The organism is Paenibacillus sp. FSL M7-0134, assembly GCF_038007865.1.
Classification (GTDB): domain Bacteria; phylum Bacillota; class Bacilli; order Paenibacillales; family Paenibacillaceae; genus Paenibacillus; species Paenibacillus polymyxa_B.
Map to the genome: position 1 here is coordinate 2,124,797 of NZ_JBBOXV010000002.1, position 18,156 is coordinate 2,142,952.

Below are 18,156 nucleotides of genomic sequence, written 5' to 3' on the forward strand. Positions count from 1 at the left end.
ACTTTGCTGTGCAGAGGGCGGCGGCTTGTCCGACTGCCCTTGCCTGCAAAGTATTCTTTTTCTGACACAACGCTCATGTACGTAACAACGCACCATCCAACCGGGGGAACAGGCCCTGAGAAGCAGGAGGGATGTCATTGAAAGCCTTATTTGAGAAGGAAAAAAATTACTGGAGTCATAAACTGGAATCTGAGGATCATATCATCTGCCTGCCATACACCAACCATGTGTCCAGAAGTACAACTGTAACGAGTTTAAATTCCCATACGTACACACTCACATTTCCAACTGAAATTTCCCAAAGAATATCATCTATAACAGGTGGCGCTCCATGGGCCGTGTTTATGGTCCTGCTTGCTGGAGTAGAGAGCTTATTGCATAAATACACAGGTGAGGAACGTGTGCTGCTGGGCATCCCGGTAGCCAAGTCTGGCAACGGTGCTACAAAGCCGATCAACCATCTGCTTTTATTGAAAAATACGCTGGATTCCAGTACAACCTTCAAAGCTTTGCTGTCTCAAATCAAAACCTCTGTCGGCGAAGCTATTGAACATCAAAACATTCCTTTTTGGAACTATTCTGAATTACTTGACATTCAACGTAATGAGGATGAAAAGCCTCTTATTCACACCACAGTATCCTTGCAAAATATTCATATTTCTGATTTTTTAAATCACGTACAATCTGAACTGGATTTCCAGTTTCAATGGGAACATGAAGCAGTCTCCCTGAACGTAAAGTATAGTAGCGACCGTTATAGCGAGACGACGATTGAGCACTTTGTTGAGCAGCTTCTGCGGCTGTACACTATTGTTTTGCAGCAGCCAGAGTTGGCGATTTCCACAGCACAAGTACTGTCAGAGCAAGAAGTAGAGCAGCTGGTCCATACCTTCAACGATACAAATGTGGATTATCCATGTCATGCGTCTATTCATGAATTGTTCGTGAAACAGGCGAAGCAGGCACCACAGCAGGTGGCGGTAGTGTGTGGGCAAGATAGCCTAACCTATGCAGAATTGAATGAAAAGGCCAACCGACTGGCTCATTCTTTACGTAAGCAGGGAATCCGCACCGAGCAGACGGTCGGCATTGTAGCTGAACGCTCGATCGAGATGATTGTCGGTATGCTCGGAATTCTCAAAGCAGGTGGAGCGTATGTACCCATTGATTCTGATTACCCGGATGAGCGTATACGCTATTTGCTGCAGGATTCCGGTGCGGACATACTGCTCGTGCAGCGAATGGAACATCGGCCCACTGATTTTAAGGGAATGGTGCTTGACCTTAGCGATGCTGCAATTTATGGAACGGATGATGCTGATCGTTACGATCCAATTTTGCCGAATGATCACGGGACGAATACTGATCCGGGAGACGTGGACTGCCTAGATCCGTTCTACTCCATTTTCGCCAGTCCCGAACTTGCTTCTACGACAACCATACAACCAGAAACCATGCAACCAAAAGCTACGCAATCAGAACAAGCAGAACAAATACAGCAGGCTTATGCAGCTGGAGAACAACCGAAGGCGAGCGCAGCTGGTCGTTTGGCCTATATTATGTACACCTCAGGGACTACAGGCCAGCCCAAAGGGGTTATGGTGGAGCACCGTAATGTCGTGCGTTTGGTGACAAACACAAATTATGCACGCTTGAATGCCGACACGCGCATTTTGCAGACCGGGTCTGTTGTCTTTGACGCGTCCACCTTCGAAATTTGGGGTGCGTTATTGAACGGTGGACAGCTGGTGCTGGTGAGTCAGGATGTTATTTTGGACGCGCCCAAGCTCAAGGAAGTTGTTCGCAATCACGGCATTACCACGATGTGGCTGACCGCACCACTCTTTAATCAGCTATCCCAGCAGGACTTGGAACTATTTGAGGGGATACGGGAGCTATTGGTTGGTGGTGATGTGCTGTCCGTACCGCATATTAACCGGGTATTGGAGGCCCATCCGAATCTACATATCATTAACGGCTATGGTCCGACGGAAAATACGACCTTTTCCACTACACATGCCATTACCAGCGTTCAATCGGGATCTGTGCCTATTGGCAGCCCGATCCATAACTCGACGGCATATGTCGTGGACCGTTCGATGCAGCTCCAGCCTATTGGAGCGTGGGGGGAGCTGATCGTCGGCGGTGACGGGGTGGCTCGCGGATATCGCAACCGCCCAGACCTGACGACCGAAAAGTTCATCGACAGCCCGTTCCGTGGCGGCGAACGCTGCTATCGTACAGGGGACCTGGTGCGTTGGAATGCGGACGGGACGCTGGAATATAAGGGACGAATCGACGCGCAGGTGAAAATTCGAGGCTACCGGATTGAGCTGGGCGAGGTGGAAGCACAGCTGTTGAAGCTGGAGGCAGTCCGAGAAGCTGTTGTAATTGCACATGAAGATGAGCAGGGGCAAAAGCTGCTCTGCGCATATGTGGTCACCCATGCGGAAGTAGCGACAAGTGAGCTGCGTAGTGCTTTGAGTCAGGAGCTGCCGGGCTACATGGTACCGTCGTATTTTGTACAGCTGGAGCAATTGCCACTGACGCCCAACGGCAAGGTGGATCGCCGAGCGTTGCCACAGCCAGAGGGAGGTGTAAGCTCAGGCGCAGAATATGTACCTCCTCAAAATCAATTACAAGCACAACTGGCTAGCATCTGGAAAGATGTGCTGGAGCTTGAGCGCATTGGGATTAAGGATAACTTTTTTGAGGCAGGAGGACATTCCCTGCGGGCGACACATGTCATATCACTCATCTATAAGGAATTGCATAAAAATGTGCAGCTAAAGGATTTGTTCCAGCATCCGACAATTGAACAGCTGGCGCAGGTTATTGAAGCACTGGAGCAAACCACCTATGAATCCATCCCTGTTACGGAGAATAAGCCATTTTATGCGGTCTCTTCGGCTCAAAAACGGATGTATATCCTCAATCAGCTTGATGGAGCGGGAATTAGCTATAACATACCTGGTGCCCTGACTCTGACCGGTTCACTTGATCACAAGGCACTGGATAACGCGTTCCGTCAGCTTATTGAACGCCATGAAACATTGCGCACAAGTTTTGAGACCATGAACGGTGAACCTGTCCAGCGAGTGCATGACGAGGTTCCTTTTCGCATGGAATTGACCTATGCTCACGGAGCTGCCCCAAAGGAAACGGATGAGCTGGTACGTAACTTTGTTCAGCCGTTCGATCTGGGGCAAGCTCCGTTATTCCGAGTTGGTTTGATTGAAACAGACCCAGAGCATCATATTTTGCTCATGGATATGCATCATATCATTTCGGACGGTACCTCTATAAATGTACTGATTCAGGACTTCATTCATTTATATGCAGGCGACACGTTGCCATCGCTGCGCATTCAGTATAAAGACTACGCCGCTTGGCAACAGAAGCAGCAGCAAAGTGAACGCTACCGGGAACAGGAAAACTACTGGCTCAATACCTTCGCAGGAGAGCTACCTGTGCTTGATCTACCGACTGATTATTCACGCCCAGCGGTGAGAAGCTTTGAAGGAGATGTGCTGGAATTTACGCTTGACCAACGACAAAGCGAAGGCTTAAAAAGCATTGCGTTGCAGACGGAATCGACATTATATATGGTGCTGTTGGCTGCCTATTCGGCTTTGCTTAGCCACTATAGCGGGCAGGAAGATATTATTGTCGGTTCGCCAATTGCAGGGCGGCCCCATGCAGATCTTGGCAGTCTGATCGGGATGTTCGTGAATACACTGGCAATCCGTAATTATCCAGAAGGCGGGAAAACGTTCCGCGATTATGTGTTGGAGGTCAAGGATAACGCGTTAACAGCTTTTGAACATCAGGATTATCCGTTTGAAGAGCTGGTGGAGAAGCTGGGCGTGGATCGAGATTTAAGCCGTAATCCGTTATTTGATACCATGTTTGCACTGCAAAACATAGAACAAAAAGAGCAGCAGCTGGCAGGGCTGCAATTGGCATCCTATCCAAGTGAACAAACGACGGCCAAATTTGATTTGAGTCTGTTCGCAGTGGAGGATGGAGAACAAATTTCCTGTGCTCTTCAATACGGAACTCGGCTGTACAAACGGGAAACCATTGAACGACTGACTGAACATTTGCAGCAGCTTATCAATGCGGTTATAGAACAGCCGGATATCGTTCTTTCGGCTATTGAAATGGTTTCGGCCCAAGAAAAAGAGCTGCTTGTGCAGAGATTCAATGATACGGTAGCAGACTATCCGTATCCACGAGATCAAGCACTGCATGTGCTGTTCGAGGAACAGGTAGTGCAATCACCAGATCGGCTGGCCGTCACCTTTGCGGACACGCAGCTTACCTACCGCGAGCTGAATGAACGTGCCGACCGTCTGGCACGCATACTCGCTTCCCATGGGATACGGCGCGGGTTCGAGCCAGAGACACAGCGAGTAGGGATTATGGCTGAACGCTCCATTGAAATGGTCGTCGGTATGCTGGCGATTTTGAAGGTCGGAGGGGCTTACGTTCCCATTGATCCCGATTATCCTGAGGAGCGTATCCGTTATTTACTGGAGGATTCCAGTGCTGGGCTGTTACTGTTACAGCGACGTGAGCAGATTCCTTTTGAACCCGGCATTCCGGTCATCGATTTGAGTGATGAACAGCGATGCAATAGCAAATCTGAATGTGACGCTCAGACGGATGGAACAATTGCGATTACAACAGGGGGATCTTCCTCCGATCTTGCGTACGTGATCTACACCTCTGGTACGACAGGCAAACCGAAGGGCGTGATGATTGAGCACCGTAATGTCGTGCGCCTAGTGAAAAACAAAAGCTATGCCATGCTTGATGAAAATACACGTATGCTGCAATTGGGTGCAGTTGTGTTCGATGCCTCCACATTTGAAATTTGGGGAACGCTGCTGAACGGGGGACAACTGTATGTGGTAAGTCATGATACTATTCTGGATGCCTCCAAGCTCAAGCAGGCGATTGACAAGTATCGTGTTAACACGATGTTCATGACCACGGCTTTATTCAATCAGTATTCGCAGCAAGAAATCGGAGTGTTTGCGTCCTTGAAGGAGTTGCTCGTGGGTGGTGATGTGTTGTCTGTACCACACGTCAATCGTGTGTTGAAGGAGTACCCGCAGCTTCGCCTGGCCAATATTTATGGTCCGACGGAGAACACCACCTTTTCCACCATCTATGACATTACAGAACCGCAAACCCAGGCTATTCCCATTGGACGTCCAATTGATCACTCGACCGCTTATGTGGTCAATCGTTCGTTGAAGCTGCAGCCTATCGGAGCCTGGGGAGAGCTGATCGTCGGTGGCGACGGTGTTGGGCGAGGATATCTGAATCGGCCCGAGCTTACGGCGGAAAAATTTATTGAAAGTCCATTCCGGTCTGGAGAATATTGCTATCGTACAGGGGACTTAGTGCGTTGGCGTGCTGATGGTGTGCTGGAGTACAAGGGAAGAATGGATGAACAGGTCAAAATTCGCGGCTACCGCATTGAACTGGGTGAAATTGAAACCCGTTTGTCCACGATTCCAGGTGTGAAGGAATCGGTTGTTACCGTGCGGCAGGATGATAACGGACAAAAACAGCTGTGTGCCTATTTTGCAACAGACAGTGAATTGAGCGCCAGCGACTTACGTAACATTTTGTCGCAGAATCTGCCTGGCTATATGGTGCCGTCCTACTTTGTGCAGCTCTCCAGACTGCCTTTGACGCTGAATGGCAAAGTAGACCGCAGGGCACTGCCCGCACCTGAGCACAATCTCGATACAGGTATGGATTATATGGCACCCGAGACGGATGTTCAACAGGCACTGGCTACGGCTTGGGGAGCCATTCTTGGTATCCTGAAAGTCGGAATACAGGATAACTTTTTCCATTTGGGTGGTGACTCCATCAAGGCCATCCAAGTATCGTCCCGCTTGTTTCAGGCTGGATACAAGCTGGAAATGAAGGACTTGTTCAAATACCCGACAATTGCGGGACTAAGCACATATATTCAGCCTGTTAACCGAATAGCCGAGCAGGGCGAGGTTACAGGAAATGTAGTGCTTACACCGATTCAGCGCTGGTTTTTTGAACAGCCAACGGAAGAACCACACTATTTTAACCAATCTGTCATGCTCTATCGTCAGGAAGGCTATGACGAACAGGCACTACGGCGGGCGCTCCATCAGATTACTTCGCACCATGATGCATTGCGTATGGTTTTTAGTTTGTCGGAGAACGGATGTACAGCATGGAACCGCAGTGTAGAGGAAGGCGAGCCGTACCATCTGGAATGCTTTGACTATAATGACAGCGATGTAAACAAGCAAGATTTGGCGAAGATAATTGAAGCGAAATGTAATGAAATTCAATCTGGTATTTCCCTAAGCGAAGGTCCGCTGATGAGACTGGGGCTGTTCCGTTGCCCGGATGGAGATCATCTGCTGGTCGTGATTCATCATTTGGCGGTGGACGGGGTATCCTGGCGCATTTTATTCGAGGATTTGGCGACTGCCTATGATCAAGCCTCCAAGGGTGAACAGGTGATTCAGCTGCCTCATAAAACAGATTCGTTCCAAACGTGGGCCGAGCAGCTGCACGCTTATGCCAACAGTCCAGCTATGGAACGTGAGCGAGCGTATTGGGGGAAACTTGCACAAGCGGAACTGGCTCCTTTGCCGCAGGATTACGGGCATAACGAGCACGAAAAGCCATTGATTGGCGATAGTGAGTCGGTTACTGCTTTGTGGACACATGCTGAGACAGAGCAGCTGCTCAAGCAGGCCAATCGTGCCTACCGTACAGAAATTAATGACCTGTTGTTGACGGCGGTAGGAATGGCATTGCAAGCATGGAGCGGACATGAGCGTTTCCTGATTAATCTGGAGGGACATGGACGTGAAGCCATTTTACCAGAGGTGGACATTACCCGAACGATAGGGTGGTTTACAAGCCAATATCCTGTTTTGCTCGATATGCCGGAAGAACTGGCACTTTCGCAACGGATCAAGGGTGTGAAGGAAGGACTGCGCGGTATCCCGCAAAAAGGGATTGGCTACGGTGTACTGAAATATTTATCCGACCGTCAGACACAGGCACCGGAGGCATCTCCAGCCATATTTACGACAGATCCCGAAATCAGCTTTAACTATTTGGGACAGTTCGATCAAGATATGAAAGGGAACGACTTGCAATCATCCTCATATGAGGGTGGGATGCCGCTGAGCCCGACCATGGCTCGAACGTATACACTGGATTTTGGCGGCATCATTTCGGGAGGCCAACTGGGTCTGACGATTAGCTATAGCCGTACGAGCTATAGAGCGGAGACGATCGAGCGATTGGCGAAATTTCTAGAATCGAGCCTGCGTGAAATTTTGGCGCATTGCATCCATAAAGAACACCCGGAGCTTACCCCAAGTGATATTTCCTATAAAGGAATGAGTGTGGAGGGCTTGGACAGTCTCTTATCTGAAATGGGTGCTGCGGGTGAGATTGACAATGTATATGCACTGACCCCGATGCAGAAAGGGATGCTGTTTCACAGCCAGCTAGATAGTCAAGCAGCTGCGAATGACGCGTATTTTGAGCAGGTTTCTTATGATATGCGAGGTCAGATGGACATTCGGGCTTTTGCAGAAAGCCTGAATATTCTGGTTCGGCGACATGAGGCGCTACGTACACATTTTTATTTTGGCAGAGATACGGAACCGTTGCAGGTGGTGTATCGAAATCGGGATTGCGGCTTTCAATATGAAGATTTACACCATCTAGATGAGGATGAAATAGATTCCTGGGTGAAAAATTTCAAGCTACAAGATAAAGCACGGGGCTTTGATCTGCGTCGGGATGTCCTGCTGCGTGTAGCGATTTTACGTACCGGAGAAGACAGCTATCATTTTGTATGGAGCTTTCATCATATCGTCATGGACGGCTGGTGTCTGTCCCTTATAAACAAAGAAGTGTTTGAAAGCTATGCAGCACTTCAGGAGGGCAGAGTACCAGAACTGGCACCGGCAGTGCCGTACAGCCGCTTTATTGAATGGCTGGAAGCACAGGATCGCAAGGCGGCAACCGACTACTGGAGCAGCTATTTATCCGGATATGAGCAGCAAACAGCGTTACCAGCTGTAAAATCCGGTCGCAAGAGTGAAGGCAACACGGCTAGTGATTGGGTGACGGTTTTGGAACGTGAGTTGACCCTCCGGGTGGAGGAGACGGCTAAGCGATATCAAGTGACCATGAATACGTTATTACAAACCGCATGGGGGATTGTGCTGCAAAAATATAACAACCACAGTGATGTCGTATTTGGCAGTGTCGTCTCAGGCCGTCCATCAGATATTATCGGGGTAGAGGATATTATCGGCTTGTTCATTAATACCATTCCCGTTCGCATTCTTAGTGAGGCAGGGGAATCTTTTGCAGAAGTTATGAAGAAAACGCAGGAGCAGGCGCTGGCTTCTCATGCATATGATACGTATCCACTGTTTGAGATTCAGGCATTGACCGACCAGAAACAGGATTTAATTAACCATATTATGGTGTTTGAAAATTATCCAGTAGATGAGCAGGTCGAGGAACTGGGAAGTGACGGGCAGGATACATTCTCGATTTCCAATGTGGTGGCTGCAGAGCAGACTAACTATGATCTGAGCTTAGTCGTTATGCCGGGAGAATGCATCAAGATTCGTTTTATGTATAACGCGTTAAGTTATGATCAAACAGGCATTGAGCGTCTGCATGGACATTTTGTGAACCTGTTGGAGCAAGTTTTGCTTAACCCGAATGTTTGCGTAGAAGAGCTGGAACTGGTTACAGCGGCGGAAAAACAACAAATTACAGGAGAGTTTAATGACACTGCCTCTGCATATCCAAGCAATCACACGATCCAAAAACTGTTTGAGGAGCAGGCAGAGCGCACGCCGGATCATATTGCCGTAGCTTTGGGTCATCAATCATTGACCTATCGGGAACTCAATGAGACAGCCAACCGTTTAGCGCATACGCTGCGTGATGCAGGGGTGAAATCCGATGAACCTGTGGGCATTTTGACGGAGCGCTCACTGGATATGATTACGGGAACACTCGCTATTTTGAAGGCTGGTGGCGCGTATGTGCCGGTAGACTCTCAATATCCGGAGGACCGTATCCGTTATATGCTGGAGGACTCGGGAGCCAAGCTGCTGCTGGCCCAGCAGGATTTACTGGATCGTTGCTATTTTGACGGACAGATTGTCAATCTGAATGAGGATACGTCCTACAGTGCAGATGCTTCCAATCTGGGTATAGATGGAGCGGGTAATCATGCTGCTTATGTCATTTATACCTCAGGTTCAACAGGTAAGCCTAAGGGTGTCGTTGTTGAGCATCAAAGTGTCGTGCGCCTTGTCCGCAATACGGATTATGTGCCATTTGATGAATCGACCCGAATGCTGCAGACTTGCGCGTTTGTATTTGATGTATCTACGTTTGAAATTTGGGGCGCGCTGCTGAACGGCGGTCAGCTTGTTCTTGTGCATAAGGATGATCTATTGGACGCGGCCAAGCTTAAAGAGACGATACGAGATCATCGCGTCACCATGATGTGGCTGACCACTCCGTTATTTAATCAGCTTTCACAGCAGGATAGTAAACTTTTCGGCGATGTGAAGTATTTGCTGGTTGGTGGTGATGTTTTGTCTGCACCCCATATTAACCGGGTCCTGCGCGATAATCCGGACATCAACATCATTAACGGCTATGGGCCAACGGAAAATACAACCTTTTCGACGACGTATCACATTACGGAAGAACAGCTGGATTCTGTGCCGATCGGACGCCCCATCCGCAATTCGACGGCGTATGTAGTGGATTCGTCATTTAACCTGCAGCCGGTCGGAGCTTGGGGTGAGCTGGTTGTCGGCGGAGACGGAGTTGCACGTGGTTATCTGAACCGTCCTGAGCTGACGGCTGAGAGATTTCTTGCTAACCCGTGGGTGGACGGAGATCGCCTGTACTGTACGGGAGACCTTGTTCGCTGGCGTGAAGACGGCATACTGGAATACGCTGGACGGATTGATCAACAGGTTAAAATTCGCGGTTACCGGATTGAGCTGGGCGAGGTGGAGGCGCGGCTGGCAAGTGTACCGTCCGTGCGGGATAGCGTTGTTATCGCTTTGCGGGATGGAGCAGGTCAGCAGCAATTATGTGCTTACTTCACTGCCGATGAACAGCTGACCATCCGTGAGATTCGAGCTGCTATGTCGGCCAGTCTGCCGAGCTATATGATTCCATCCGCATTTGTACAGCTGGATCGGTTTCCGCTGACGACAAACGGCAAAATCGACCGCAAAGCTTTACCTGTGCCGGACAAAGGGCTGCACACGGGTATAGAATATGTCGCACCGCGAACTGATGTGGAACAGTTGCTGGCAGCCATTTGGCAGGAAGTACTTGAAATTCCACAAGTGGGTATCCACGATGACTTTTTCACGTTAGGTGGACATTCCTTAAAAGTACTGGAGCTTATACGCAAAGTTCACCTTGCTACAGATATTGAGCTTCCCATCCGTAGTGTTCTGGACTTCCCAACTATAGAAGCGCAGGCGCTCACATTATTGAAAGCCGATCTGGAGTACAAGGCCGATAGTCCAATCATTCGGTTGAATGAACACGGTCCGATCTCCATCTTCTGCTTTCCTCCTATGCTTGGATACGGGCTGTCGTTCGCGGAGCTTGCGAAACAACTGGATCAGGACGCAGTCGTGTATGGGTTGGAGTTCGTAGATGATGCTGCGGATGAGCAGGCCATGCTGGCACGTTACGTTGATTTGATCGTCAGCACGCAAGCGCAAGGTCCGTATGTGCTGCTTGGTTATTCCATAGGTGGTAATCTGGCGCATAAGGTTGCTGACACACTGGAACGTCAAGGTCATACTGTATCCGATATTTTTATGCTCGATTCGGTCAAAAGGGCGGAAGCCCTGCCCTTCACAGTTGAAGAAACAGAGCATGAAATTCATGACATGCTGGAACAAGTTCCCGACTCCTACCGTGAGCTGTTGAATGAAACGTACCAACGTAAAATGATCGCTTACGCGGTATATGGCAACCAGCTTGTGAATACAGAGAGCGTTCAGGCGAATATTCACGGCTTTGTCGCCGTTGGATCAGAAACGGTCAAGGGTACAGGAGATAATCGACTTTTATGGAAAGACGCTACACAAGGTAGCTATGAAGAGCATAGCTTGATTGGCAATCATTATGAACTGCTGGAACCCGGATTTATCGAGGAAAATGTAAAAAGTATCCGTGCCACCATACAAAAGATAACTCGGAACACGGACAAAGACATGACACAAGACTTGGCACATCATAAATCTTGAAAATCTACGGTCGATGATGTAACGAACTGAATCACTAATTTTTAATCTGTAACACATGAATCCTGATCGACAGGTAAGAAGCCTTCTGCTTACGCGACTCGATCAGGATTCGCTTTATTATGTGCACTCCCGCGATGGGAAGTGCGATGATTCCATAGCGCCATGCTGATGGCTTCCATACGGAGTATAAATATCTGCTCGCTATGCAATCACCGCACGGTTCAAATCATTAAATCAACTTCATACGTAAGGATGGTACTTCAATATGAAGAATAAAGGCTTTTGCTACCTATCCACATTTTTAGCAGCGTTGTTTCTCTGGAACCTGCTCATTGCTTCGGCATGGGCAACAGACAGCATAACACCTGATTCATTGGAAAAAACAGTGGACAATATCATGAGTACAGAATTGGAAAAATTGCATATTCCGGGGGCTGCAGTCGTCGTGACCCAGGAAAACCAAATCCTTTTTAGTAAAGGCTATGGATATGCAGATATGGAGCGGAAAGTGGCATTCGATCCAGCAAAGACCATTGTTCGTGTCGGATCTCTAACCAAATCCTTTAGTGCAAGCGCCACGATGCAGCTGGTTGAGCAAAATAAGCTTGATTTGAATGAAGACGTGAACAGCTATCTCCACAGCTATAAAGCTACGCAATACCAAAATCAGCCTTTCAATTTGCATCAGCTTTTGACACATACCTCGGGATTAGATGAAGCACTGTACGACATTAACAGCTCGACTCGGGCAGGCGTTTTGCCCACAGAGCAGTATCTCAGCACGTATTTTCAAAATCAGCCTCCCATCCGCAAACCTGGAATTCAGTATGATTACAGCAATGTCGCCTACGGTCTGATCGGTAATATCGTGGAGCAAGTAAGCGGTCAGGGACTGAATGATTACCTCCGTACACATCTGTTCCAGCCGATGAATATGCCCAGCGCGACACTGGAATTGCCGTTAAATCATCCTGCACTGGCCCAGTCGTATCAGTGGAAGGATGGAGCGTATTTGAAACAGCCTTTGTCGTATATCAATCTGCCGGGAGCAGGAGCGTTGAACGTCACACCCAACGAGTTTTCCCATTATCTGATCACTCATTTAAACCAAGGCAAGTATGAGGGCAAAGTGGTGCTCCAGCCACATACGGTAAAAGTGATGCATGCGCAGCAATTTGCAGTCGATGCACGCCTGGATGGCGTGGGCTACGGATTTTTTCGTGGTCATTTGGAGACGGGAGTACCTATGCTGTGGGCTACCGGGGAAATTGATGATTTTATTTCTGAAATGGTATTGATTCCGTCCCAAAAGATCGGTATTTTTGTGATCATTAATTCAGCTGACACGGACACCCTGCTTCATGGAAAAGTCATCCATGCGATAGCCCAAATGCTGCCCTCAGAGCCGCAGGCCGTTTTGCAGTCACTAGCTCGCTCTTCCACACAAGTGAAACTTTCGCCAGAGATCGAGGGCGTATATCAGGTGGATTCTAATCCTGTTCATGGTTGGGGAAAATGGATTCGGATACTGGGAAGCATTACATACACCGTGCGAATTCAAGATGATCATACGTTAATTGTTAAAGGAAAACACCCAAATGAGAATGAAGCAACAGACAAAGTGTTTCAAGCAGCAGGTGATGGATTGTTTGTGGAAAAGGGGGGCCAGCTTAAAATTTTGCTGTATCAGGAAAACGGTACTTGGATGATGGTTGCCCCAGACAGTAAGACCATGAAGCAGACGACACTTTGGCACCGTACCTGGACTCTGCTTGTCAGCTACGCTGCCGCCTCCTTATTTTTCATCACAACCTTGCTGATTTGGATTGTAAGATATGTGATCAGAGATATCCGTAAAACGAATAATCACATTTCGTCCAACCTTGCATTCATTGCGTCACTAAATTCGATTTTTCTCGGGGTGCAGGTCATCTATGGTAACAATCAGATAGTGTATGGCTATTCCGCCTGGTATATCTGGGGAATTTGCACGTTACCGCTCATTTCAGCTCTCATTGCCGTATGGGTATTGATCGTGAATGGCGCAAAGCTGATTACAGGGGAAAGGAGACCCCGGGCTGCTGGGAAAATCCTATTTGCGGTACTCACATTGCTGCATACGGTGTATCTCTTTTATTGGAATTTACTTCCTATTCATTATTCCTAAATATTTACAAAACAATGCATATTCGAACATAAATGAATGCTAAAATTTGTATCTGATGCCCCCCAGAGGGGCTTTAAACCAACAAACAGGAGGAGAATAATGGGAATCTTTCGTCGCTTTACATCCCGTAGCTTCAAATACGCAACTGCTATGGTTTTCACTTTATCGTTGTACGCTGGTGTTGCGGGCAGCATACAACCGGTACGGGCAGAAGGTCCGGCGGACCCAGCCCCCTTCATTGCTGCGAAAGTGGTCAATGAGAACGCTGGTAGAAAAGTGCTGTTTGATAATACACATGGACAGACAGCTGGCGCAGCAGATTGGGTGATTGATGGTGGATTTTCAGACTTCGGCCAAGCCCTCGCGAGCAATGGCTATGATGTACACGAGCTTCGCCAATCTACGCCTATTACTTACAATGATCTAAAGAATTATGATGTATTTGTTACGGCAGAGCCAAATATTCCTTTTAAACAGAGCGAACAGGCTGCAATGGAGCAGTATGTAAAAGCAGGCAATAGTATTTTTTTCATTGGAGATCATTATAACGCGGACCGCAACAAGAATCGCTGGGACGGATCGGAGAGCATTAATGGCTACCGTCGTGGTGCATGGGAAGACCCTGCGAAGGGAATGAGTGCAGAAGAAAAAAGCTCAGCAGCGATGCAGGGCGTAGTCAGCTCAGATTGGCTGGGCAGCCAGTTTGGTGTGCGCTTTCGCTACAATGCATTAGGCGATATCACGGCCAATCAGATTGTCGAGCCAGCGCAGGCGTTTGGCATTACAGCTGGAGTGAGTAATGTGGCAATGCATGCAGGATCAACACTCGCGATTATCGACCCAGCGAAAGCCAAGGGAATCGTATATCTTCCTAAAACCAATCAGGCTTGGGGCAACGCGGTAGATCAGGGCGTTTATAACGGAGGCGGAATTCCAGAAGGACCTTATGCAGCTGTATCGAAAGTAGGACTAGGCAAAGCTGCTTTCATTGGGGACTCGTCTCCTGTCGAAGATGCAACGCCAAAATATTTGCGCGAAGAGACAGGAACCAAGAAGACAACGTATGACGGCTTTAAGGAGCAGGATGACGCCGTGTTACTGGTCAATATCGTAGACTGGTTGTCCAACAAGGAGGAGTATACCAGTCTGACGGAAGTGAAAAGCTTACAGCTGGACCAGCCGACGGCATTACTGCCTTTTGAAGAGCCACAGACTTCCACGGAACCACAAGCCGAGCCTTGGTCCGCTCCCGCAGCCGGCTACAAATGGTGGGATCAGCGAACATTCAAGGCAGGGTCCTATGGCGGATCTACAGCCAGTGCGCAACCAGTGTACAGCATCGTTCGTCAAGAGCAGCTGCCCAATGCACAGCCTTTTCAAATTCGAGTTACTGCCGACCAACTGGCTCCTAACAGCACGATTAGCGGATTTAGCACAGGTATTTATGTAGCGGGCGGCAATCAAGTAGCCCAGATTCAAAATCCGGATGGAAGCTGGCCAACCTCTTACGGCTATAGCGGAACATTTAGTTTGGAGTCCAACGGCAAAGGGCATGCCTATAAGGACTTGACGGTGCGGATCAAGCCGGGAACCAGTGGTTCAGCTAATCTTAGACTGAGGCAAAACGGCAGCAATCTGCTGACCCAATCCGTCGTGCTGGCTGATGTCCCGGCCCAGCCGTTGCCTGAGGAAGGCAATACGGTTCCAGCTCGTATCAGTGTCGCAGAAGCACGGAGTCTCCCGGCTGGCAAAGTCGTGACCTTAGAGGGTGTTGTGACGACAGAACCAGGTGCATTCGGCGGTCAAGCCTTTTACATGCAGGATGAAAGTGGTGGGATTTATGTATATCAGAACCAAAGCGGCTTTCACCAAGGTGATCGAGTAAAGCTTACAGCAAGCTTGGCACTGTATAATAGTGAGCTAGAGTTAACCGATCCAGTGGCAATTGAAAAAACGGGAGAAGGACAAACGCCGGAAGCTGTACAAGTCACCGAACTCAGTGATGCGAACCAAGGACAGTTAGTTGAGCTTCCTACGGCAATGATTCGTAATGTGATAGACGCGACTCCCGTAGGTTCGTTTGAATTTGATGCAGTATCTGGTGAAGTAAGTCACCATGTGCGCGTCGATGCACGTACAGGCTTAACACGGACATCTTTTCCATATCAAGAAGGACAGCAAGTGAAGCTGAAGGGAATTTCGGCGATTTTCAAAGGGAATTATCAGTTAAAACCGCGTGGACTGGATGATTTTTCAGCTCAGACAGGCGCAGCATTGCAGGAAGTAGAGCTTTCACTGGATCAAACGACCCTCAACATTGGGGATACGGCAGCGACACATCTCAAGGGTACGCTGACAGATGGCAGCGAAGCTGATTTAAGCCGCGCTTCTGTTCAGTATATCAGCAGTCATGAATCCGTTTCACTGGATACGTATGGAGAACTTAAGGCCCTAAAAGAGGGGAGCGCGGAGATTACAGCCAGCGTCACCTTGGACGGTCAAACAGTGGTATCCAATCCTGTAGCCGTTAGAGTCAAAAAGACTGCTGTAGGTGAAGTGCCAGGAAAACCTGTGCTGTCGCATGATAACGGGCAGGACACCGGGCTGAAGGATGGCAACTACAACATCACCATGAATCTGTGGTGGGGTACGAATGGTGATGAGCTCAAGTTGTATGAAAACGACAAGCTGATTGGCACCCAATCGTTGCAAGCCGCTTCCCTTGGAGCACAGCATGCAGTCATTCCTGTTACAGGCAAGACCAATGGTACCTACACGTATACTGCAGAACTGATCAACGCTTCTGGTAAAACGACCAGCGACCCATTAACTGTCGAAGTGACCGATGCATCCCCTGGCATTCCAGTGCTGTCTCATGACAATTGGGACGGTGACGGCACCTACACCCTTACAATGAACATGTGGTGGGGCACGAATGCGACAAAATACAACTTATATGAAAATGGAGAACTGATCGACGCACAGGATCTGCCAAGCCAAAGCCCGCAGGCCCAAAGTGCAGTCACCAACATCCAAAATCAAAAGCCGGGTACATATGAGTATCGGGCCGAGCTAGTCAATGCTTCAGGAGAAGTTAGTAGTAAAACGATAAGCGTGGAAGTGAAGGAACGTTAAGTAAAAATGATGGATCGTTAAAAAGCAAGAGCATCTATTGACCTTCGAGAGTCTATAGATGCTCTATTTTATTTTTACGATATGTCTGCCACTATGGTGTTCTGTCGAGCTGTATTTATATAAGAGAGAAGCATGAAAAAAGTACCCGCAGCGGGTACTATCATTTTAGGATTGTGTTGGTTGAGCAGACAGTCCCTCTATATCTGAGGAGCCATAGAAGAACAAGGCAACTAGTATCACAATAATGACAACCTCTGCAAAATATTCTCCATCAAACTCACTCACCACAAATATCTCCTTTCGCCACTTGTTAATTGTTTACTTTCTGTGAAAAGGCCTGTATTACCTGGTCCAGTGTCATGTTCCCGTTATCATTTAAAAATTTCACCATATTATCGACATTGGAAGGAGTAGATGCTAATGTTTTGTATTTTCCTGTGAGTCCCAAAAACAATGTTGCTTGTCTGTATAAAGTCACGGAATCGACGTTTAGTTTTCCTGTTAGTAGGAGGGCTGCCACTAAGACCTCCACATTTTTCCCTTGAAGAGCAGAAAAGATAGCCGAATTACTGTTTAATCCATTTTTCTTTTGACCGTTGGGGGGGGATTTGGATTTACGATTCCCATTCCCATTACCATTCTTTCCTAAGGAAGCCATTGAATCTTCCTCCCGCCATATACTGCTCCTGCCTGGTTTTCACAAAATTCGGGACAAGGACAGCGGCACTGCATGTGCTCATCAATATACGTTATGATCATACGATATGCGAATAAGAGAGCATTGGTTACTATAAGAATCACCCTGGCTGAAGGTAGTTGGCTACTATTATCAGTAATTTATTTCGCATGTTGGTCCGATTTAGAGTAAACTACAATAAAGCAAGCCAAATGAGCAATTTGCATACATCCCAAGAGCGTTTCCAATCAGCAATGTTTAGACCGAAACGGTTTAGTTCGTTTATTGTATTTTTGAGCGTTGAATTGGAATTAAGCAAATGCTGAAATAGGAGTTGTAGATAAAATATGTCGAATGAAGAAGTATTGTTAACTAAAGAGGGATTGGCCAAGCTAGAGGATGAGCTTAAGGAACTGAAGACCGTAAAACGTAAGGAGCTAGCCGAACGGCTTAAGTTGGCTATCAGCTACGGTGATTTGAAGGAAAATAGTGAGTATCACTCAGCCAAGGACGACCAAGCATTTATGGAAACCCGCATTCTCATATTGGAGAAGATGCTGACCAAAGCCCGGGTCGTGGACGAGAGTAATTTAGACCTTAGAACCGTTAGTATCGGATCGACTGTCATTCTGAATGACATCGAATTTTCGGAGAAGATGGAATACAAAATTGTAAGTCCTGCTGAGGCGGATGTTCTGGATAACAAAATTTCCTATGAGAGTCCTTTAGGCAAGGCACTTTTGGGGAAAGAAGTGGGCAGTATCATTCATGTGGATGCACCCATGGCTGTAATCAAATATGAGTTGCTTGAAATTAAGCTCACATAG

The 18,156-nt window shown here is 48.0% G+C and carries 5 protein-coding genes; 4 read left to right on the plus strand and 1 reads right to left on the minus strand.

Annotated elements, in window-relative coordinates:
- Positions 1-137 precede the first annotated feature (137 nt).
- The 3 genes from NSQ58_RS25165 (at position 138) to NSQ58_RS25175 (ending at position 16,653) form a co-directional block, all read left to right on the plus strand.
- A complete protein-coding gene (locus NSQ58_RS25165; RefSeq protein ID WP_341058404.1) occupies positions 138-11,351 on the plus strand; it encodes an amino acid adenylation domain-containing protein in 11,214 nt (3,737 codons plus the stop codon).
- A gap of 265 nt (positions 11,352-11,616) precedes the next feature.
- Entirely contained in the window at positions 11,617-13,518 is a 1,902-nt protein-coding gene (locus NSQ58_RS25170) for a serine hydrolase domain-containing protein (RefSeq protein ID WP_341058406.1), read from the plus strand.
- Between the two features lie 99 nt (positions 13,519-13,617).
- Positions 13,618-16,653 (plus strand): endonuclease, encoded by a 3,036-nt coding sequence (locus NSQ58_RS25175; RefSeq protein ID WP_341058407.1) that lies wholly within the window; start codon positions 13,618-13,620, stop codon positions 16,651-16,653.
- Between the two features lie 310 nt (positions 16,654-16,963).
- On the opposite strand, the gene NSQ58_RS25180 is transcribed toward NSQ58_RS25175, so the two are convergent.
- On the minus strand, positions 16,964-17,311 hold the full coding sequence (locus NSQ58_RS25180) for a hypothetical protein (RefSeq protein WP_023988452.1): 348 nt from the start codon (positions 17,309-17,311) through the stop codon (positions 16,964-16,966).
- Positions 17,312-17,676: 365 nt separating this feature from the next.
- Here NSQ58_RS25180 and greA point away from each other — a divergent pair, with 365 nt between their 5' ends.
- Complete coding sequence (gene greA / locus NSQ58_RS25185; protein ID WP_013310174.1) at positions 17,677-18,156, plus strand: transcription elongation factor GreA; 480 nt, start codon at positions 17,677-17,679, stop codon at positions 18,154-18,156.